15 protein-coding genes are annotated in these 18,529 nt (G+C 72.5%); all 15 read right to left on the bottom strand.

The window, feature by feature from the left end:
- Positions 1–36 precede the first annotated feature (36 nt).
- The 15 genes from recN to GXW76_RS10140 all read right to left on the bottom strand — a co-directional run bounded on the left by recN (position 37) and on the right by GXW76_RS10140 (position 18,520).
- Entirely contained in the window at positions 37–1,713 is a 1,677-nt protein-coding gene (gene recN / locus GXW76_RS10210; protein WP_211861910.1) for a DNA repair protein RecN, read from the bottom strand.
- A gap of 19 nt (positions 1,714–1,732) precedes the next feature.
- Positions 1,733–2,584, bottom strand: a complete 852-nt coding sequence (locus GXW76_RS10205) for an outer membrane protein assembly factor BamD (RefSeq protein WP_246514082.1) — start codon at positions 2,582–2,584, stop codon at positions 1,733–1,735.
- Between the two features lie 66 nt (positions 2,585–2,650).
- Positions 2,651–3,598, bottom strand: a complete 948-nt coding sequence (gene lpxC / locus GXW76_RS10200; RefSeq protein ID WP_211861909.1) for a UDP-3-O-acyl-N-acetylglucosamine deacetylase — start codon at positions 3,596–3,598, stop codon at positions 2,651–2,653.
- Between the two features lie 217 nt (positions 3,599–3,815).
- Entirely contained in the window at positions 3,816–5,351 is a 1,536-nt protein-coding gene (ftsZ, locus tag GXW76_RS10195) for a cell division protein FtsZ (protein ID WP_211861908.1), read from the bottom strand.
- Between the two features lie 58 nt (positions 5,352–5,409).
- Positions 5,410–6,705 (bottom strand): cell division protein FtsA, encoded by a 1,296-nt coding sequence (gene ftsA / locus GXW76_RS10190; protein ID WP_211861907.1) that lies wholly within the window; start codon positions 6,703–6,705, stop codon positions 5,410–5,412.
- Complete coding sequence (locus GXW76_RS10185; RefSeq protein ID WP_246514081.1) at positions 6,702–7,586, bottom strand: cell division protein FtsQ/DivIB; 885 nt, start codon at positions 7,584–7,586, stop codon at positions 6,702–6,704. Before GXW76_RS10185 ends, ftsA begins: the two co-directional genes overlap by 4 nt.
- A complete protein-coding gene (locus GXW76_RS10180; RefSeq protein ID WP_211861906.1) occupies positions 7,576–8,502 on the bottom strand; it encodes a D-alanine--D-alanine ligase in 927 nt (308 codons plus the stop codon). The genes GXW76_RS10185 and GXW76_RS10180 overlap by 11 nt, the downstream gene beginning before the upstream one ends.
- Positions 8,499–9,353 (bottom strand): UDP-N-acetylmuramate dehydrogenase, encoded by an 855-nt coding sequence (murB, locus tag GXW76_RS10175; RefSeq protein ID WP_246514088.1) that lies wholly within the window; start codon positions 9,351–9,353, stop codon positions 8,499–8,501. The genes GXW76_RS10180 and murB overlap by 4 nt, the downstream gene beginning before the upstream one ends.
- A gap of 107 nt (positions 9,354–9,460) precedes the next feature.
- Entirely contained in the window at positions 9,461–10,903 is a 1,443-nt protein-coding gene (gene murC / locus GXW76_RS10170) for a UDP-N-acetylmuramate--L-alanine ligase (protein ID WP_211861905.1), read from the bottom strand.
- The gene (gene murG, locus GXW76_RS10165; RefSeq protein WP_211861904.1) at positions 10,903–12,024 is read right to left on the bottom strand and encodes an undecaprenyldiphospho-muramoylpentapeptide beta-N-acetylglucosaminyltransferase; all 1,122 of its coding nucleotides are present in this window, start codon (positions 12,022–12,024) and stop codon (positions 10,903–10,905) included. The genes murC and murG overlap by 1 nt, the downstream gene beginning before the upstream one ends.
- An 8-nt stretch (positions 12,025–12,032) precedes the next feature.
- Positions 12,033–13,211 carry an FtsW/RodA/SpoVE family cell cycle protein gene (locus GXW76_RS10160; RefSeq protein WP_211861903.1) on the bottom strand — a complete coding sequence of 393 codons (1,179 nt, stop codon included), beginning with the start codon at positions 13,209–13,211 and terminating at the stop codon, positions 12,033–12,035.
- Positions 13,211–14,602 (bottom strand): UDP-N-acetylmuramoyl-L-alanine--D-glutamate ligase, encoded by a 1,392-nt coding sequence (gene murD / locus GXW76_RS10155; protein ID WP_211861902.1) that lies wholly within the window; start codon positions 14,600–14,602, stop codon positions 13,211–13,213. Before murD ends, GXW76_RS10160 begins: the two co-directional genes overlap by 1 nt.
- Complete coding sequence (gene mraY / locus GXW76_RS10150; protein ID WP_338150930.1) at positions 14,599–15,687, bottom strand: phospho-N-acetylmuramoyl-pentapeptide-transferase; 1,089 nt, start codon at positions 15,685–15,687, stop codon at positions 14,599–14,601. Before mraY ends, murD begins: the two co-directional genes overlap by 4 nt.
- Positions 15,684–17,063, bottom strand: coding sequence for a UDP-N-acetylmuramoyl-tripeptide--D-alanyl-D-alanine ligase (locus GXW76_RS10145; protein WP_211861901.1), 1,380 nt, complete (start codon positions 17,061–17,063; stop codon positions 15,684–15,686). The genes mraY and GXW76_RS10145 overlap by 4 nt, the downstream gene beginning before the upstream one ends.
- Positions 17,060–18,520, bottom strand: a complete 1,461-nt coding sequence (locus GXW76_RS10140) for a UDP-N-acetylmuramoyl-L-alanyl-D-glutamate--2,6-diaminopimelate ligase (RefSeq protein WP_408904319.1) — start codon at positions 18,518–18,520, stop codon at positions 17,060–17,062. Before GXW76_RS10140 ends, GXW76_RS10145 begins: the two co-directional genes overlap by 4 nt.
- Positions 18,521–18,529 lie beyond the last annotated feature (9 nt).

Below are 18,529 nucleotides of genomic sequence, written 5' to 3'. Positions count from 1 at the left end.
GGGAGCGGGGGAAGTTCTCCTCCCCCGCGCTTCGCCTCACCGCGCATCCGCGAGCAGGCTTTCCGCCGCCGCCCGTGCCGCATCGGTCACCCGTTCGCCCGCGAGCATGCGCGCCAGTTCCTCGCGCCGTTCGCCTTCGGGCAGGGTATGCACGGTGGTTTCCGCGCGTCCGCCCTTCACCTGCTTGGCGACGCGCAGATGTGCCGCGCCGCGCGCCGCGACCTGCGGCGAATGCGTCACGACCAGCACCTGCAGCCGTTCCGCCACGCGCGCCAGGCGTTCGCCGACCGCGGCCGCGGTGGCGCCGCCGATGCCGGAATCGACCTCGTCGAAGACCAGTGTCGGCACCGGAGACCCGCGCGCGAGCACGACCTTGAGCGCCAGCATCAGGCGCGAAAGCTCGCCGCCGGAGGCGATCTTCGCCAATTGCCCTGGCGCCTGGCCCGGGTTGGTGGCGACGAGGAAGGTGACGCGGTCCTGCCCGTCCGGCCCCCAGGCGCCTTCGTCCTTCGCCGCGACCTCGATCGACAGGCGCGCGCGGTCGAGCTTCAGCGGCGGCAGTTCCTTCGCCACGGCCTTCTCCAGGCGCGCGGCGGCTTCCTTGCGGGCCTCGGTCAGCGCGGCGCCGGCGGCGAGGTAGGCCTTGCGGGCCGCAGCCTCGTCCCGTTCCAGGGCGGCGACGCGGCCGGAGCCGGCGTCCAGCGCCTCCAGCCGGGCGCGCAGGTCGGCGGCCAGCGCCGGCAGTTCCACGACCGCGACGGAATGCTTGCGGGCGGCGGCGCGCAGGGCGAAGAGGCGTTCCTCGACCTGCTCCAGCCGGCGCGGGTCGGGCCCGCCCTCGTTCATCAGGCGGGAGAGGGCGGCATCCGCCTCGGCCAGCGCGTCCTGCGCGGCGGCAAGGGCGATCAGCGCCGGTTGCGCGTCCTCATTCGGCGGGGGCAGGCGTTCGAGGGCGCGCGAGGCCTCGCGCAGCGCGCGGGCGGGGGTGGCGGCGCGGCGGTCGCGGGGGGTCAGCTCGGCGATGGCGGCGGCGATGGCCTCGGCGCGGCGCTCGCCCTGCTGGAGGCGCTGGCGTTCGGTGGCGAGGGCTTCCTCCTCGCCTTCCTCCGGATTCAGGTCCTTGAGTTCGGCGACGGCGTGGCGGAGCCATTCCTCCTCCCGCTGCGCGGCGGCGATGGCCTCGCGGGCCTCGGCCAGGCGGCGGGTGGCGGCGCGCCAGGCGGACCAGGCCCCGGCCGCGGCGGTGCGCCTGGGCTCCAGCGCGCCGAAGGCGTCGAGCAACCCGCCATGGCTGGCGGGGTCGGCCAGGCCGACCTGCTCGTGCTGGCCCTGCACCTCGACCAGGGCGGCGCCCAGGCGGCGCAGCAGCGCCACGCCGACCGGCTGGTCGTTGACGAAGGCGCGGGAGCGGCCATCGGCCTGCACCACGCGGCGCAGGACCAGATCCTCCTCCGGCTCGATGCCCTGCTCGCGCAGGATGTCGAAGGCGGGGTGGCCGGTCGGCGGGTGGAAGGCGGCGGCGACGCTCGCCTGGGCCTGCCCGCTGCGCACCATGCCTGCTTCTGCGCGGGCGCCGAGGGCAAGGCCGAGGCTGTCGAGCAGGATGGACTTGCCTGCGCCCGTCTCCCCCGTGAGCGCTGTGAGGCCCGGACCGAAGTGGAGGTCCAGGCGCTCGATCAGCACCACGTCGCGGATGGCGAGGCTCGAGAGCACGGTTCTGCCGTGCCCTGCGTCAGAACAGCCAGTTGACGGCGCGGGTGACGAAACCCGGCCGGTCCTGGGACGCCGGCCGGGCGCCTTCCACGAGCAGCGCGTAGGAATCCTGGTACCAGGGGCTGCCCGGGTAGTTGTGGCCGAGCACCGAGGCGGTGCGCCGCGCTTCCTCCGTCAGGCCGAGGGAGATGTAGATCTCGGTCAGGCGGTGCAGCGCCTCGGGCACGTGGTTGGTGGTCTGGTATTCCTCGACCACGCGGCGGAAGCGGCCGATGGCGGCGCCGGAGAGGCCCTGGCGCTGGTACCAGCGGCCGACATGCATCTCGCGCCCCGCCAGGTGGTCACGGGCAAGGTCGATCTTGAGCCGGGCGTCGCGGGCATAGGTGGTGTCGGGGAAGCGGTTCACCACGTCCTGCAGCGCCGTCATGGCGACGACGGTCTGCTGCTGGTCGCGCTCGGCGTCGTTGATCTGCTCGTACTGCGCCAGCGCGCGCAGGTAGTAGGCATAGGCGATGTCACGATGCGCCGGATGGAGCTGGATGAAGCGGTCCAGCGCGCCGATCGCCTCGGTGTACCTGTTCCGGTAGTAGTCCGTGTAGGCGGCCATCAACTTCGCGTTGGTGGCCCAGGTCGAATAGGGGTGCTCGCGCTCCACCGCGTCGAACAGGTCGACGGCGCGCTGGTAGCGGTTGGCGCGCAGTTCCTGCATGCCGGCGGCGTAGAGCGCCTCGGGCGTCTGGTCCGCGGCATCGGCCGGCGCCGCACTGCGGTTGAGCGAAGGGTCGGCGCCCGTTCCTTGCTGGAATCGCCAACTGTCGCCGCAGCCGGCGAGCAGCATGATGGCAAGGACGGGCAGGATCGGACGAATCATCGGTGCAGCCATCATGTCGGGCCGCTCTATATCACGCCCGGCGGTGGGGCCGCCAAGCCGGCGCCGTCAGGCGACGGCCGGCGCGGCAGCGGCACGCATGGGCGAGGCGGTGACGCCTTCGGCCATGATCGGCAGCAGGCCAGCGTAGCGCCACGCCGCGGCATCGGCGAAGAGGGCACGGAGCAGCCGGTTGTTGAGCGCATGGCCGGAGCGGGAGGCGCGGAAGCGGCCACGGATCGGCGCGCCGGCGAGGGCGAGGTCGCCCACCACGTCGAGCATCTTGTGGCGCACGAACTCGTCCGGGCGGCGCAGGCCGCCGGGGTTGAGAATCATGGGCCCGTCCACCACCACGGCGTTCGCCAGGCTGCCGCCCTGGGCGAGGCCGGCGGCGCGCAGCCGGGCCACGTCCTCCGCCAGGGTGAAGGTGCGGGCATCGGCCAGCCCTTCCCGGAAGGTGCGCGGCGACAGGCGCATGGTGGTCGTTTGGCGACCGATCGCGGTGTTGGGGAAGTCGATCTCGAGCTCGGCGTCGAAGGCGGCCTCGCGGGAGGGCAGGAATTCGGCGAAGGCGCCGTTCGGTTCCTCGACACGGACCGGGCGCAGCACCTCGATGGCCGAGCGCGGGGCGGCGGTGGCGACGATGCCGGCGCAGTCGATCAGGAAGACGAAGGGGGCGGCCGAGCCGTCCATGATCGGCACTTCGGGCCCGTCCACCTCGACGATCGCGTCGTCGACGCCGGTGCCGGCGAGGGCGGCCATCACGTGCTCGATGGTGCCGACGCGGGCCTCGCCTTCGCCGATCGCGGTGCAGAGCCGGGTGTCGCTGACCTCGTCGAACAGCGCCGGGATCTCGACGCCGAGATCCGTGCGGCGGAAGACGATGCCGGTGCCGGCGGCGGCCGGGCGGAGGGTGAGGCTGACGCGGTGGCCGGAATGCAGGCCGGTGCCGACGCACCCGATGGGTGCCTTCAGCGTCCTGCGCCGCCCCGTTTCAACCGTGATAAAACCGTCCATCAGCCTCGTGCCTTTCCGGGGCCTTGGCGGCCTCTCCGCATCACTGCTGTCGCCTTGCGGCAATGCTGATGCGGCGATGCACAACGCCCCGGATCACAGAAGCACTCTGCGATCCGGGGCGCCATTCAAGCCTTGTTTCTCTATATTACGCCGCAAGCCGTTGATATGATTGAATTATTGCGACGCAAAAAACGGCGAAAAAGCGGCGGTGGGAGCCTCAGTTGTTGCTCTGCCGCCGGAGGAAGGTCGGAATCTCGAGGCCGATGTCGTCCGGCTGCGCCGCGCGGGCCGCCGGCCGGGCAGGCGCCGCCGCCTGCGGCACCATGGAAGGTTCCATCCGCACCGCATGGGAGGCGGGGGCGGCGGCCGGCGCCTCCGGCAAGGTGCGGCGCATCATGCCGCCGATGCCGAGGCCCGTCGCCTTCTGGAACAGGCCGCGCATCATCCCGGCGCCGGTGCGCGCCGGCTCGGCATGGCGCGGGGCCGGCATGGGTTCCGGCATCGCGGCGGGATGGCCCATGACCACCGGCGCCTCCATCATCGCCGGCTGCGCCGGGGCATGGGCGTCCGCCGCGACGGGTTCGGCGGCGTCGGGCGCGGCCTCGACCACCGCCGGGCGCATCGTCGGCACGACGGCCGGTGCGCCCACGGGGCGGACGAAGGATTGCGGCGCGCGGGCCATGGCTCCGGCCGCGACCTGCTGCGTCGCCACCGCGGCGACCGGCGCCGCCGCGCCGCCGCCCACGGCGACGAGTTTCGGCCGCTCGGCTTCCTGCTTCACCGCCGCGTCGATGCCGGTGGCGACGACGGAGACGCGCACGCGCCCGTTCATGTCCTCATCGACGGAGGTGCCGAAGATGATGTTAGCGTCCTCGTCCACTTCCTTGCGGATGCGGTTCGCGGCCTCGTCGACCTCGAACAGCGTCATGTCGTAGCCGCCGGTGATATTGATGAGCACGCCGCGGGCGCCCTGCATCGAGATGTCCTCGAGCAGCGGGTTGTTGATGGCGGCCTCGGCGGCCTTGCGGGCGCGGTCCTCGCCCTCGGCCTCGCCGGTGCCCATCATCGCCTTGCCCATCTCCGCCATGACGGTGCGGATGTCGGCGAAGTCGAGGTTCACCATGCCGGGGTTGACCATCAGGTCGGTCACGCCGCGCACGCCCATGTAGAGGACGTTGTCGGCCATCTTGAACGCTTCCTGGAAGGTGGTGCGTTCGTTGGCCATCCTGAACAGGTTCTGGTTCGGGACGACGATCAGCGTATCGACGAAGGACTGCAGTTCCTCGATGCCGGAATCGGCGAACTTGCGGCGCTTCGGGCCTTCGAAGTCGAAGGGCTTGGTCACCACGCCGACGGTGAGGATGCCGCGCTCCCGCGCCATCCGCGCGATCACCGGCGCCGCGCCGGTGCCCGTGCCGCCGCCCATGCCGGCGGTGATGAAGATCATGTGCACGCCTTCGATGTGGCGCGCGAGTTCCTCCATCGCCTCTTCCGCGGCGGCGCGGCCGATCTCGGGCTTCGCGCCGGCGCCGAGGCCCTGCGTCAGGTGCGGGCCGAGCTGCACGCGACGTTCCGCGCGCGAATGGAAGAGCGATTGGCTGTCGGTGTTGGCGACGAGGAATTCGACCCCGTCGAGTCCCATCGCGATCATGTTGTTGACCGCGTTCGTGCCACCGCCGCCGACACCGACGACCGTGATCCGCGGGCTGAAATCCGTGTGCGCGCTCTGCGGCACCGTCAGGTTCAGGGTCATGGGCGGGCCTCCTGATGATTCTCTACGCGGTCGGTTCGATTCGTGGCGAGGGTTCGCATCACACGCGGTCCTTCACCCAGTTGACGAAGCGGCGGAACGTGCCGCCGGCGCGGGCCGGGCCCGGCGCGATGTCGAGCACGGGGCGGCCTTCGCCGGCGCCCCACAGCAGCAATCCGATGGCGCTCGCGAAGGCCGGGCCGGACGCCGCTTCGGCGAGTCCACGCACCGGCAGCGGCCGGCCGACGCGCACCTGGCGATCGAGGATGCGCGCGGCGAGTTCCCGCGCGCCGACGAGCTGGCTCGCCCCGCCGGTCAGCACGACCCGCGTGCCGCCTTCCTTGCCGAGTCCGGCGGCGTCCAGCTTCTCCCGCACCAGCTCGAAGGTTTCCTCGAGTCGCGGGCGGATGATGTTGACGATCATGCTGCGCGGGATGCGCGCGATGGCGTGCTCGTCCTCGCCCAGCAGCGGGACGGGGAGGAATTCGCGGTCGTCGTCGGCGCCGCCATGCACGCACCCGTGCAGCGTCTTGATGCGTTCCGCGTGGGTCAGGGGCGTCGCCAGCACCGTCGCGATGTCGTTGGTCACCTGGCCGCCGCCGACCGCGACCTGCGCGGTGTGGACCAGGTGGCCCTCGCTGAAGACGGCGAGGCTGGTCGTGCCCCCGCCCATGTCGATCACGGTGGCGCCGAGCAGCTTCTCGTCCTCCACCAGCGTCGCGAGGCCGGCGGCGAAGGGGGCGGAGACCAGCTCCTCCACCTCGAGGTCGCAGCGCAGCAGGCAGGCGCCGAGGTTGCGCAGGGACGCCTGCGCCGCGGCGACCATGTGCAGCCGCGCGCCGAGCGTGTCGCAGATCATGCTGCGCGGGTCGTCCACGCCCGGGGTCGCATCGACGGTGAAGCCGAGTGGGATGGCGTGCACCGTCTCCCGCCCTTCCTCCGCCGTGCGGCGGCGGCCTTCGTGCAGGATGGCGCGCAGGTCGTGGTCGGTGACGGCGCGGCCGCCGATGCCCCACTGGATGTTCAGTTGCCGGCTGTCGGGCTGGCCGCAGGAAAGGTTGACGATCGCGCCCTGGATGCGCGTGTCCGCCATTTCCTCCGCCTGGCCAACGGCGGCGCGGATGGCACGTTCCGCTTCCTCGAGGTCGACGATCGACCCGCCCTTCACCCCGCGCCCGCGCTGCCAGCCGAAGCCGAGCACGCGCGGGGAGCCGTCGCTCTCGATGCGCGCGATCAGGCACACCGCCTTGGTCGAGCCGATGTCGAGCACGCCGAAGGTCCCGGTGCGCGCGTGGCGGCGCTTGCGGGGCGGCGTGCCGGGCTCGACGGGTGCAGGCAGGCGGGCCATCTGGTTCATCCCCGCCGCGCCCTGTTCGCCTGCTGCGGGGAGGACGGCTGTTCGGCCGGCTCCGCCTGGCGGGTCGGGCGCAGCACGAGCCGGTCCGGCAGGCGCAGGTCGATGGCGGCGAGCGGGCGGTCGAGCAGCTTCGCCTCCCGCTGCAATTCCGCAAGGCGCTGGATCGCGGCGGCTTCGGCGCCTTCCGGCAGCAGCACGTCGGTGCCGTTGTGCAGGCGCAGGTTCCAGCGCCGCTCGTGGATGCGCACCATGGCCTGGACGCGTTCCGCCACGTCCGTCTCGTGGCGCAGCTGGTCATAGAGGCCGGCGCCGGCCGTGTCCGCGCCGGCGCCGACCAGCAGCGGCAACGGGCCGAACTGGTCGAGGCCATCCGCCGCGACCACCTTGCCTTCGCGGTCGATGATCACGAAGCGGCCATTGTGCTGCCAGATGGCGAAGGGCCGGCGTTCCTCGATGCGGACGAGCAGGGTGGACGGCAGGCGCCGTTCCACATGCGCGTGCTGCACCCAGGCGATGGTCTCCAGCCTCTCCCGCGTGCGGTCGGGCGAGATCTCGAGGATCGGGTCGCCGCGGGACACGCCGAGGGCGGCGCGGATCATGTCGGTCGGCGTGTTCCGGCGGCCTTCGAGGATCACCTGCTGGACGGTGAAGCCCATGCTCTCGCCGATGCCGCCGAGGCTTTCCGTCACCGCCCGCGCCCGCCCCGCGGGGTCCACCGCGCGCACCGCCTGCACCACCACCAGCACCGCGCCGAGGCCGAGCACGCCATAGATCGCCGGCCGCACCAGCGACCTGCGGCGCTTCAGCCAGATACGGAGGCGGGAGGGGCGCGCCGGGTCCTTCCGTGCGGAGGAGGCGGCGGCGAGGCGCTCACGCGCCATGGCGGGCCTCCTTCACCATCCAGGCGCAGAGTTCGCCGAAGGGGATGCCGCAATGCGCGGCCTGCTCGGGCAGCAGCGAGGTCGGCGTCAGGCCGGGCTGGGTGTTGACCTCGAGCAGGACGAGGCGGCCGGGCTCGCCGTCGGTCTCGTCGTAGCGCAGGTCGGCACGGGACGCGCCGCGGCAGCCGAGCGCCTGGTGGGCGCGGAGCGCGATGTCGAGCGCCCGGGCATAGGCGTCCGGGTGCATCCTTGCCGGCAGCACGTGACGGGAACCGCCGGTCGCGTACTTGCTCTCGTAGTCGTAGAAGACGCCCGCATCGGCGAGGATGTCGGTAACGGCCAGCGCGCGGTCGCCCATGACGCCGACCGTGAGTTCGCGGCCGGGGACATAGGATTCCGCCATGGCATGCGCGCCGTAGCGCCAGTTGCGGGCGATCTCGGCGCGGCGGTTGTCGCCTTCGTGCAGGATGTGGACGCCGACGGAGGAACCCTCGTTCACCGGCTTCACGACATAGGGTCGGGGCAGCGGGTCGGCGGCTTCCAGATCCTCCCGTGTGACCAGGCGGTGTTCGACGATGGGCAGGCCGGCGGCGCCGAACACCGCCTTGGCTGCGGCCTTGTCCATGGCGAGGGCCGAGGCGCGCAGGCCGGAATGCGTGTAGGGCAGGCCGAGCCAGTCGAGCACGCCCTGGATGCAGCCATCCTCCCCGAAGCGGCCGTGCAGGGCGTTGAACACCACGTCGGGCCGGGGGTGCGTCAGCGCGTGGATGACGGCCGGAAGGTCCTCGCCGACCTCGACGGGCGTGACGGTGAAGCCGGCCTCGCGCAGCGCGAGGATGACCTGGCGGCCGGAGGAGAGGGAGACGTCCCGCTCCGCCGAGATGCCGCCGTAGAGGACCGCGACGTTCTGCGTCATGCCGGCCTCCCGATGCGCTTGATTTCCCATTCGAGCTCGATGCCGGAGGCGGCGCGGACGCGGGCGCGCACCTCCTCGCCGAGGGCCTCGATGTCCGCGGCGGTGGCGCCGCCGAGGTTGAGCAGGAAGTTGCAGTGCTTCTCGCTGACCTGCGCGGCGCCGCGCGTCAGGCCGCGGCAACCGGCCTCGTCGATCAGTTCCCAGGCCTTCTTCGCCCCCGGCGGGTTCTTGAAGGTGGAGCCGCCGGTGCGGGCGCGGACGGGCTGTGTGGTTTCGCGGGCGGCGCGGATTTCGTTCAGGCGCGCGGTGATGGCGGCGGCGTCGCCGGGCGTGGCGCGCAGGCGGGCGCGGGTGACGACGGAGCGCGCGGGCAGTTCGGCACGGCGGTAGGCGAAGCGCAGGTCCTGCGCCGCCATGCGGATCAGGCCGGCGGGCGTGGCGATCTCGGCCCAGTCCAGCACGTCCTTGATCTCGGCCCCATAGGCGCCGGCATTCATCGCCACCGCGCCGCCGATGGTGCCCGGGATGCCGACGAGGAATTCGAGCCCGCCCAGCGCGTGTGCCGCCGCGGTCTCCGCCACCGTCACGTCGAGCGCCGCCGCACCGGCGACGATGCCGTCCGCTTCCACGGTGATCCCGCCGAAGCCGCGCGCGAGGCGGATGGTGACGCCTTCGATGCCGCCGTCGCGCAGGATCATGTTGGATGCCGCGCCGATGATCGTCAGCGGGGTCGCCTTCGGCAGGTCCTTCAGCAGCGTGACGAGGTCATCCGCATCGCCCGGCCGCACGAGGATTTCGGCATTCCCGCCCACGCGGAACCAGGTCTGCGCCCCCAACGGTGCATCGTGCATGACGCGCCCGCGCACCCCCGAAATCCCGGTTTCCAAAGGCCTTTCGGCCTTTGGCGGGGTGGGTCCGGGAGGGGCGGCGCCCCTCCCGATGGCTGCGGCCGCCATCATCACTTCATCGCCCCGGCGAGCCGACCGCGCGCACGCGACTGCAGTTCCGTGAGTTGCCCCGGCAGCGCGTGCGCCCATTGCGTGATGTTCCCCGCGCCGAGGCACACCACGTAGTCACCCGATTTCGCGATGGCGTGGATCATCTCCGGCAACGAGTCCGGCCCCGGCAGCGGCACGACCGAACGGTGCCCGCGCGCGCGCAGCCCCTCGACCAGCGCGTCCTTGTCCACGCCTTCGATCGGCTGTTCGCCCGCCGCATAGACATCCGCCACGATCACCGTGCCGGCGTCGTTCATGCAGGTGCAGAAATCCTCGAACAATGTGTGCAGGCGGGAATAGCGGTGCGGCTGCACCACCGCGATCACGTCCCGCGCGCCGGCCTGGCGGGCGGCCTTCAGCACCGCGGCGATCTCGACCGGATGGTGGCCGTAGTCGTCGATGACCGTGATGCCGCCGGCCTCGCCCGTGCGGGTGAAGCGGCGCTTCACGCCCTTGAAGCCGGCCAGCGCGGAGCGGATGGTCGCCTCGTCCACGTCCATCTCGACGCCGATGGCGATGGCGGCGAGCGCGTTCTGCACGTTGTGCTGGCCGAGCATCGGCAGCCGGAACGGCTTCATGGTGCGGGCGCGGCCGGTGGCGCGGTCGGTCACCGTCACCTCAAAGGTCGCGCCCATGCGGTCGGTGATGACGCGCTCCGCGCGGACATCGGCCTGGGGGGAGAAGCCGTAGGTGATGATGCGGCGGTCCGACAGGCGCGGGATCATCGCCTGCACCTCGTGGTGGTCCATGCAGAGCACCGCGAAGCCGTAGAAGGGAATGTTGCCGACGAACTGGGCGTAGCCTTCCTTCATCGCGTCCCCGGTGCCCCAGTGGTCGAGGTGCTCCGGGTCCATGTTCGTCACCACGGCGACGACGGCGGGCAGCTTCAGGAAGGACCCGTCGGACTCGTCGGCCTCGACCACCATCCAGTCGCCGGAGCCCATGCGGGTGTTGGTGCCATAGGCGTTGATGATGCCGCCGTTGATCACGGTGGGGTCGAGCTTCGCGGCTTCGAGCACGGCGGCGACCAGCGAGGTCGTGGTGGTCTTGCCGTGCGTGCCGCCGATGGCGATGGACCATTTCAGGCGCATCAGCTCGGCCAGCATCTCGGCGCGCCGCACCACCGGGATGAAGCGCTGGCGGGCGGCGATCACCTCCGGATTGTCGCGCTTCACGGCGGTGGAGGCGACGACGACCTGCGCGTCACCCAGGTTCGCGGCATCGTGCCCGATCGCGACCGGGATGCCGACGCCGCGCAGGCGCTGCACGTTGGCGCTGTCGGAGAGGTCGCTGCCCTGCACCTGGTAGCCGAGCGTGTGCAGCACCTCGGCGATGCCGGACATGCCGATGCCGCCGATGCCGACGAAGTGGATGGGACCGATGTTGAGCGGCAGCGCGCGCATCAGGCGGCCCCCATGGCGTGTTGGCGTGCGAGATCGAGCACGCGGTCGGCGAGGTCCCGCGCCGCATGCGGGCGGGCGAGGGCGGAAGCGGCGGCGGCGGCGCTGACGAGCCGCAGCGGCACGGAGAAAAGCGATGTCAGCCTTTCGGCCAGCGCCGCCGGCGTGAAGGCCGGCTGCGGATAGACCCAGGCGGCGTCGGCCTCGGCCAGCGCGCGGGCGTTCGCGTTCTGGTGGTCGTCGATGGCCGAGGGCAGCGGCACCAGCACCGCCGGCCGCCCGGCGCAGGCGAGTTCCGTCACGGTCGAGGCGCCGGCGCGCGCGATGACGAGGTGCGCGGTGGCCAGGCGCCCCGCGATGTCGGGGAAGAACGGCGCGAGGTCGGCGACGACGCCGGCGGCGCGGTAGGCGCTCTCGGTCCGTGCCAGGTCCTCCGCGCGGCACTGCTGTGTCACCAGCAGGCGGACGCGGATCGATTCCGGCAGCAGGGCAATGGCGGGGGGCACCACATCGGCGAAGACGCGCGCGCCCTGGCTTCCGCCGGTGACGAGCAGGCGCAGCGCACCACCTTCCGGCGGCAGCGGGTAGGGCTGGCCGGCGAGCGCGGCGAGCGCCGGCCGTACCGGGTTGCCGAGCACCTCGGCGCGCGCGCCCACAGGCACCTGCGTCGTGCCCTCGAAGGAAAGCGCCAGCAGGTCGGCGACGCGCGCCATCAGCCGGTTGGCGCGGCCGAGCACGGCGTTCTGCTCGTGCAGGATGATCGCCGGGCGCTCGCGCCGCGCCGTCAGCCGCGCCGCGGCGAGCGGCGGGAAGGAGGCATAGCCGCCGAAGCCGACCACCGCGGAGGGCCGCAGCATCGCCAGGTGCCTGCGCGCCTGCACCGTGCCGGCGACCAGCTTCATCGCCCCGGTCAGCGCGCCACGGATGCCCCGGCCGGACAGGCCGGCGCCGCGCAGCACGAAGCGTTCCGCATTGGCGAAGGCGGCGCTGTCATAGGCGGCGGAGCGCGCATCGGTCATCAGCACGATGCGCTCGCCACGCCGGAGCAGTTCCGCTGCCAGCGCCTCGGCCGGGAACAGGTGGCCGCCGGTGCCGCCGGCCGCGATGACGATGGGTTGCACCATGGGGCCCCTCACCGCGCCCCTCCCGCCGCCAGGGCGGGGGACATGCCGGGATCTTCGGCCGCGTCGCCCGCGCGCGCGCCGACACGCCGCCGCGTCAGCGCGAGCAGCATCCCCATGCCGACGGCGATCGCCAGCACCGAGGACCCGCCATAGGAGACGAAGGGCAGCGTCATCCCCTTGGTCGGGATCAGGTGCAGGGTGGAGGCCATGTTGACGAAAGCCTGCAGGCCGAACTGCGTCAGCAGCCCGGTGCCGGCGAGCATGACGAAAAGGTCCGTCTCCCCCAGCAGCCGCATCAGCCCGCGCACGACGATGAAGGTGAAGAGCGCGAGGATCAGCAGGCAGACCACCATGCCGAATTCCTCGCCGGCCACGGCGAAGACGAAGTCGGCATGGGCATCGGGGAGTACGTTCTTCACCCGCCCCTCGCCCGGGCCGCGGCCGAGCAGCCCGCCATTGGCGAAGGCCTCCATGGCCACGCTGACCTGGTAGGAATCGCCGGAGGTCGGGTCGAGGAAGCGCTGCACGCGCGACTGCACGTGCGGGAAGATGAAATACGCGCCGACCGCCGCCGCGACGCCGATGCCGCCCACCGCGCCGACCAGGAACAGGTTCATCCCGGCGACGAAGAACTGTGCGAAGAACACCGCCGATACCACCAGCAGCATGCCGATGTCGGGCTGGCCCTTCAGGATGGCCGCGACCATCAGGTAGAGGCCGAGCGCGATGGTCGCCCCCCACACCTTCGAGCCCGGCGCCTTGCCTTCCGCGATCAGCCAGGCGGCCACCACGGCGAAGAAGGGCTTGAGGAATTCCGAGGGCTGCAGCGACAGCCCGGGAATGGGCAGCCAGCGCCGCGCGCCCTTGATCTCGACGCCGACGACCAGCGTCGCCGCGGTCAGCAGCAGGGCGATGGTGAAGCCGAGCAGCGCCAAGCGCCGAACGCCCTTCACCGAGAGAAGCGAGGTCGCGACCATCAGCCCCGCCGCCATCGCCAGGTAGGCGACTTGCTTGATGAAGAACATGTGGCGGGAGGAGGCGCCGATGCGCTCCGCGACCGCCGGCGATGCTGCCAGCATCATCACGTAGCCGAACGCGATCAGCGCCAGCAGTGCGGTGAGCGTCCAGCGGTCGACGGTCCACCACCAGCGGCCGAGGACGGAGGTGTCGGCGCGGGAGAAGGACATCAGGCGGCCCTCCCGTCGCCGGCCGCCGCGATGAGGCGCGAGAGGTCGCGGAAGCGGTCCCCGCGCGCGTCGAAGCCGGTGAACTGGTCCCAGGAGGCGCAGGCGGGCGAGAGCAGCACCACCGGGGCGGCGCCGCCGAAGGCAGCGGCGGCGGCGGCCGGCACCGCGGCCTCGAGCGTGCCGGCGATCTCGTGCGCCACGCCGTGCGCGGCAAGGGTCCTCGCCAGGACCGTCGCATCGCGCCCGATCAGGAAGGCCTTCGCGATGCGCGGGAAGAAGGGAACGAGGCTCTCGATACCGCCTTCCTTCGCCTCGCCGCCCGCGATCCAGACGACGCGGTCGTAGGATGCGAGCGCGCGGGCCGCGCTGTCGGCGTTGGTCGCCTTGCTGTCGTTGATGAAGACGACGCCGCGCGCTTCGGCGACGCGCTCCTGCCGATGGGGCAGGCCGGGATAGGTGGCGAGGCCATCCGCGACCTCCGCCCGCGTCAGCCCGAGGGCGAAGCCCGTCGCGGCCGCGGCCGCCGCGTTCTGCGCGTTGTGGCTGCCCGGGAGGGCCGGAGCCCCTGCAAGATCCATGATGACGCCTGCATCGTCGCGCAGCATCGGCCCCTCGGCCCAGATGCCGCCGCGCTGCGGGGACAAGCCGGAAATCGGCACCATCCGCGCCGCAAGACCGCGCGCCATCGCGGCGGTCATCGCGTCATCCTGGCCCAGCACGGCGATGTCCTCCCGTGCCTGCCGCGCGAAGATCCTCGCCTTTGCAGCGGCGTAGCCGGCCATGTCGCCATGGCGGTCGAGGTGGTCCGGGCTGAGGTTCAGCATGACAGCAACGTTGAAGCGCAGCGTTGCGATTCGCTCCAACATGTAGCTCGACATCTCGAGGGTATAGACCCCCTCCGACCCCAAGATGTTGAGTGAGAGGGCGGCGGGGCCGAGATTCCCCCCCACCGCCGCCTCGCGCCCCGCCGCGGTCAGCATGTGGTGCACCAGCGCGGTCGTGGTGGACTTCCCGTTGGTGCCGGTGATGCCGACGAAACGTGCCGAGGAATGGGCCGCCAGCACGGCGCGATAGAGGAACTCGACGTCGCACAGCACCGGCGCGCCGGCGGCCTGCGCCGCGAGCGCGGCCGGATGCGCGCGCGGCAGGCGGTGCGGGATGCCGGGCGAGAGCAGCAGCGCATCGGCGCGGAAGCGGCCCTGCGCCGGGTCGTGGAGGGTCAGCCCGGCCTCGGCGGCGGCGCGGCGGCTGTCCTCGCCGTCGTCCCAGGCTTCCACCTCCGCGCCCCATTCCGCCAGGCGCAGCGCCGCCGGCAGCCCGGCGCGGCCGAGCCCGACGACAGCGATGCGCGCGCCGAGGAAGGGGGTGAAGGGGGCCGGAGGCGTCGTCATCGGAGCTTCAGCGTGCTGAGGCCGATGAGCGCCAGGATCATGGCGATGATCCAGAAGCGGATGACGATGGTGGGCTCTGCCCAGCCCTTCTTCTCGAAGTGGTGGTGCAGCGGCGCCATGAGGAAGACGCGCTTGCCGGTCCGCTTGTACCAGAAGACCTGGATCATCACGGAGACGGTCTCGACGACGAAGAGGCCGCCGACGATCGCGAGCACGATCTCGTGCTTCGTCGCCACCGCCAGCGCGCCGAGCGCGCCGCCGAGCGCAAGCGAGCCCGTGTCCCCCATGAACACCGCGGCCGGCGGCGCGTTGAACCACAGGAAGCCGAGCGCCGCGCCGATCAGCGCCGAGGCGAAGACCGCGAGCTCGCCCGTGCCCGGCACATAGTGCAACTGCAGGTAGTCCGCGAAGACGCGGTTGCCGACGAGATAGGCGATCAGCGCGAAGACGGCGGCCGCGATCATCACCGGCACGATGGCGAGCCCGTCCAGCCCGTCCGTCAGGTTCACCGCGTTGGAGGAGCCCATCATCACCAGCATCCCCACCAGCGGGAACAGCAGGCCGAAGGGGATCAGCACCTCCTTGAAGACCGGCACGGCGAGCTTGTCCGCGAGCGGCCCCGGCATCAGCGCCGTGATCCACAGCGCGGCGACGAGCCCGAGCCCCGCCTGCACCACCAGTTTCGACCGGCCCGAAACGCCCTTGGTGTTGCGCTTGGTCACCTTCAGCCAGTCATCGGCGAAGCCGAGCGCGCCGTAGCCGACGGTCACGAGCAGCACCGCCCAGACCATGCCCGAGCGCAGGTCGGCCCAGAGCAGCGTCGAGACCACCAGCGCGAGGAGGATCATCACGCCGCCCATCGTCGGCGTGCCCTTCTTCTCGATCAGGTGGCGCTCCGGCCCGTCGTCGCGGATCGGCTGCCCGCCGCGTTGGAAGGACCGCAGCCAGCGGATGATCGGCGCACCGAAGACGAGGCAGATGAGCAGCGCCGTCATGCAGGCCGCGCCGGCGCGGAAGGTGTGGTAGCGCGCCAGGTTGAACAGCGCGAAGTCTTCCGCGAAGGGGGTGAGGAAATTGTAGATCACGGCCGCGGTCCTTCGGTCAGCGCCTCCACCACGACCGCCATGCGCGAGCCGAGAGAGCCTTTCACCAGCACCGCGTCGCCGGGACGCAGCGCCTTCTTCAAAACCGGCGCGAGCGCCGTCGAATCCGCCAGGTGCGCGCCACGCTTCGCCTCGGGCAGGGCCGCATGCAGGTGGCCCATCAGCTCCCCGCAGGTGAACACCAGATCGCACGTCGCCGCCGCATCCGGTGCGAGGTCCGCATGCAGCGCCGGGCCGTGGTCGCCGAGTTCGCGCATGTCGCCGAGCGCGGCGATGCGGCGGCTTGCCTTCTGCGCCGCCAGCACGGCGAGGCCCGCGCGGATCGAGGCCGGGGAGGCGTTGTAGGAATCGTCGATCAGCAGCGCCTCGCCGCCCGGCAGCGCCAGTCGCACCCGCCGCCCACGCCCGGCGGGCGCACCGAAGGCGGGCAGTGCAGCCGCGGCAACGCGCGGCGGGAGACCCAGCGCTGCGACCGTGGCGAGCACCGCGCAGGCATTCAGCGCCACATGCCTCCCCGGCGCGGCGAGGATCACGCCGAGGCGCTCGCCCTGCAGCAGGATCTCGGCGCGGCCGCCATCCTCGGCGCCGTCATAGGCGAGCAGCCGCGCATCGGCGCCGGGGGCCTCGCCATGGGTCAGCACGCGCAGCCCGGCCTCCTTGGCGCGCGCGACCAGGCGCGGCAGGAAGCGGCTGTCGGCGGGCAGGATCGCGACGCCGCCCGGCTCGACCCCGAGCAGGATGTCGCCCTTCTCCTCCGCGATCGCCTCCTCGCTGCCGAGATGGCCGACATGCACCGGCGCGATGGTCGTGATCACCGCGGCATGCGGCCGGGCGAGACGCGTCAGCGGCGCGATCTCGCCCCGGTTGTTCATGCCCATCTCGATGACCGCGAGCTCGGCATCGCGTGGCAGGCGGGCGAGCGTCAGCGGCACGCCCCAGTGGTTGTTGTAGGAGGCAGCAGATGCATGCGTCCGCCCGAAGGCGGAGAGCGCGACGCGCAGCATCTCCTTCGTCGTCGTCTTGCCGACGGAACCCGTCACGCCGACGAAGCGCGCCGCGCTGCGCGCGCGGCCGGCCGCACCCAGCGCGGTCAGCCCGGCCAGCGTGTCGCCCACGCGCAGCAGCGGCGCATCCGCGACGACGCCCGGCGGGTCGCGGTCCACCAGCGCGGCGGCGGCCCCCTTGGCGAGCGCATCGGCCACGAAGTCATGCCCGTCGCGCACGTCCCGCAGCGCGACGAAGAGATCGCCCGCCGCGATGCTGCGCGTATCGATCGACACGCCATCGACCGCGAGTTCCGTGGCCAGCGCGCCGCCCGTCGCGGCGCGCAGTTCGGAGGAAGTCCAGAGCGCGGTCATGGCGTCACGCCGGCCAGGCGGCGCACCACGGCGACGTCGTCGAAGGGATGCACGACGCCGGCAATCTCCTGCCCGCTCTCGTGCCCCTTGCCGGCCACGGCGAGCACGTCGCCGGGGCCAAGGTCGGACAGCGCGGCGGCGATCGCCGCTTCCCGCGCGCCGGCATCGACCGCGCCGGGCGCGCCGGCCAGCACGGCGGCGCGGATCGTGGCGGGGTCCTCGCTGCGCGGGTTGTCGTCGGTCACCCAGACCTTGTCGGCGGCCTCGGCCGCGGCGCGGCCCATCAGCGGGCGCTTGCCGGGATCGCGGTCGCCTCCGGCACCGAACAGCGCGTGCAGGCGACCCGTCGTGTGCGGGCGCAGCGCCGCGAGCAGGCGCGTCAGCGCATCGGGCGTATGCGCGTAATCGACATAGACCGCCGCGCCGTTGGGCAGCACCGCCGCGCGTTCCATGCGCCCCCGGACGCCGGTGAGTCGCGGCAGCGCCGCGAAGACCCGGTCCGCGGCCATGCCGGCGCCGACCGCCAGCGCGGCGGCGAGCAGCGCATTCTCGGCCTGGAAGCGGCCGGGCAGGGGCAGGTGGAATGCGTGGCGCGCGCCGAAGGCCTCGGCCTCGATCGCCTGCCCGTCAGGCAAGGGACGCGCGGCGAGCAGGCGAACGGCGTCGCCGGCCTCGCCCACCGTCAGCAGGTGGAAGCGGCGCGTCCGCGCGATGGCCTTCAGCGCATCGAGGGTCGCCGCATCCATCTCGGTGCAGGCGGCCGCGGCCGCGCCGACCGGCAGCAGCGTGTCGAACAGCCGCAGCTTGGCTGCGCGATAGGCCTCCATGGTCCCGTGGTAGTCGAGGTGGTCGCGCGTCAGGTTGGTGAAGCCCGCCGCCGCCAGCACCACGCCATCGAGGCGACGCTGGTCGAGCCCGTGGGAGGAAGCCTCCATCGCCGCCGCGCCGAAGCCCGCGCGCTCCAGCCTGGCGAGCGTGGCATGCAGCGCCACCGGATCCGGCGTGGTCAGGGATGGCCCAGGCGGGAAGCCGGGCGCCACCAGCCCGAGCGTGCCGAGCGAGGCCGCGCGCTCGCCGCCCGCCGTCCAGATCTGGCGCAGGAAATCGACCGTGCTGGTCTTGCCGTTGGTGCCGGTCACCGCGACGACGGTGTGCGGCTGCGCGCCGTGGAAGGCGGCCGCCATCAGCGCCAGCGTCCGCCGCGGGTCGGCCGAGGTGATCATCGGCCGCACCGGCACGCCGGGGGGCCATTCCGTGCCCTCGGGTGCGATCACGGCCGCCGCGCCGCGTTCCACCGCGTCGGCGATGAAGGCGCGGCCGTCGGCGCGCAGGCCGGGCAGGGCGGCGAAGACCATGCCGGGCGCCACGGCCCGGCTGTCGGCCGTCAGCCCGGCGATCGCGCCATCCTCGGCCAGGCTCGGAAGGCCGGCGCGGCGCATGAGCTCACCGAGACGCAAGGCTCGCCT

The organism is Neoroseomonas soli (genome assembly GCF_018129065.1).
Lineage (GTDB): Bacteria > Pseudomonadota > Alphaproteobacteria > Acetobacterales > Acetobacteraceae > Neoroseomonas > Neoroseomonas soli.
Note: the sequence above shows the minus strand (reverse complement) of the source record. Positions and strands in the feature narration are given on the sequence as shown.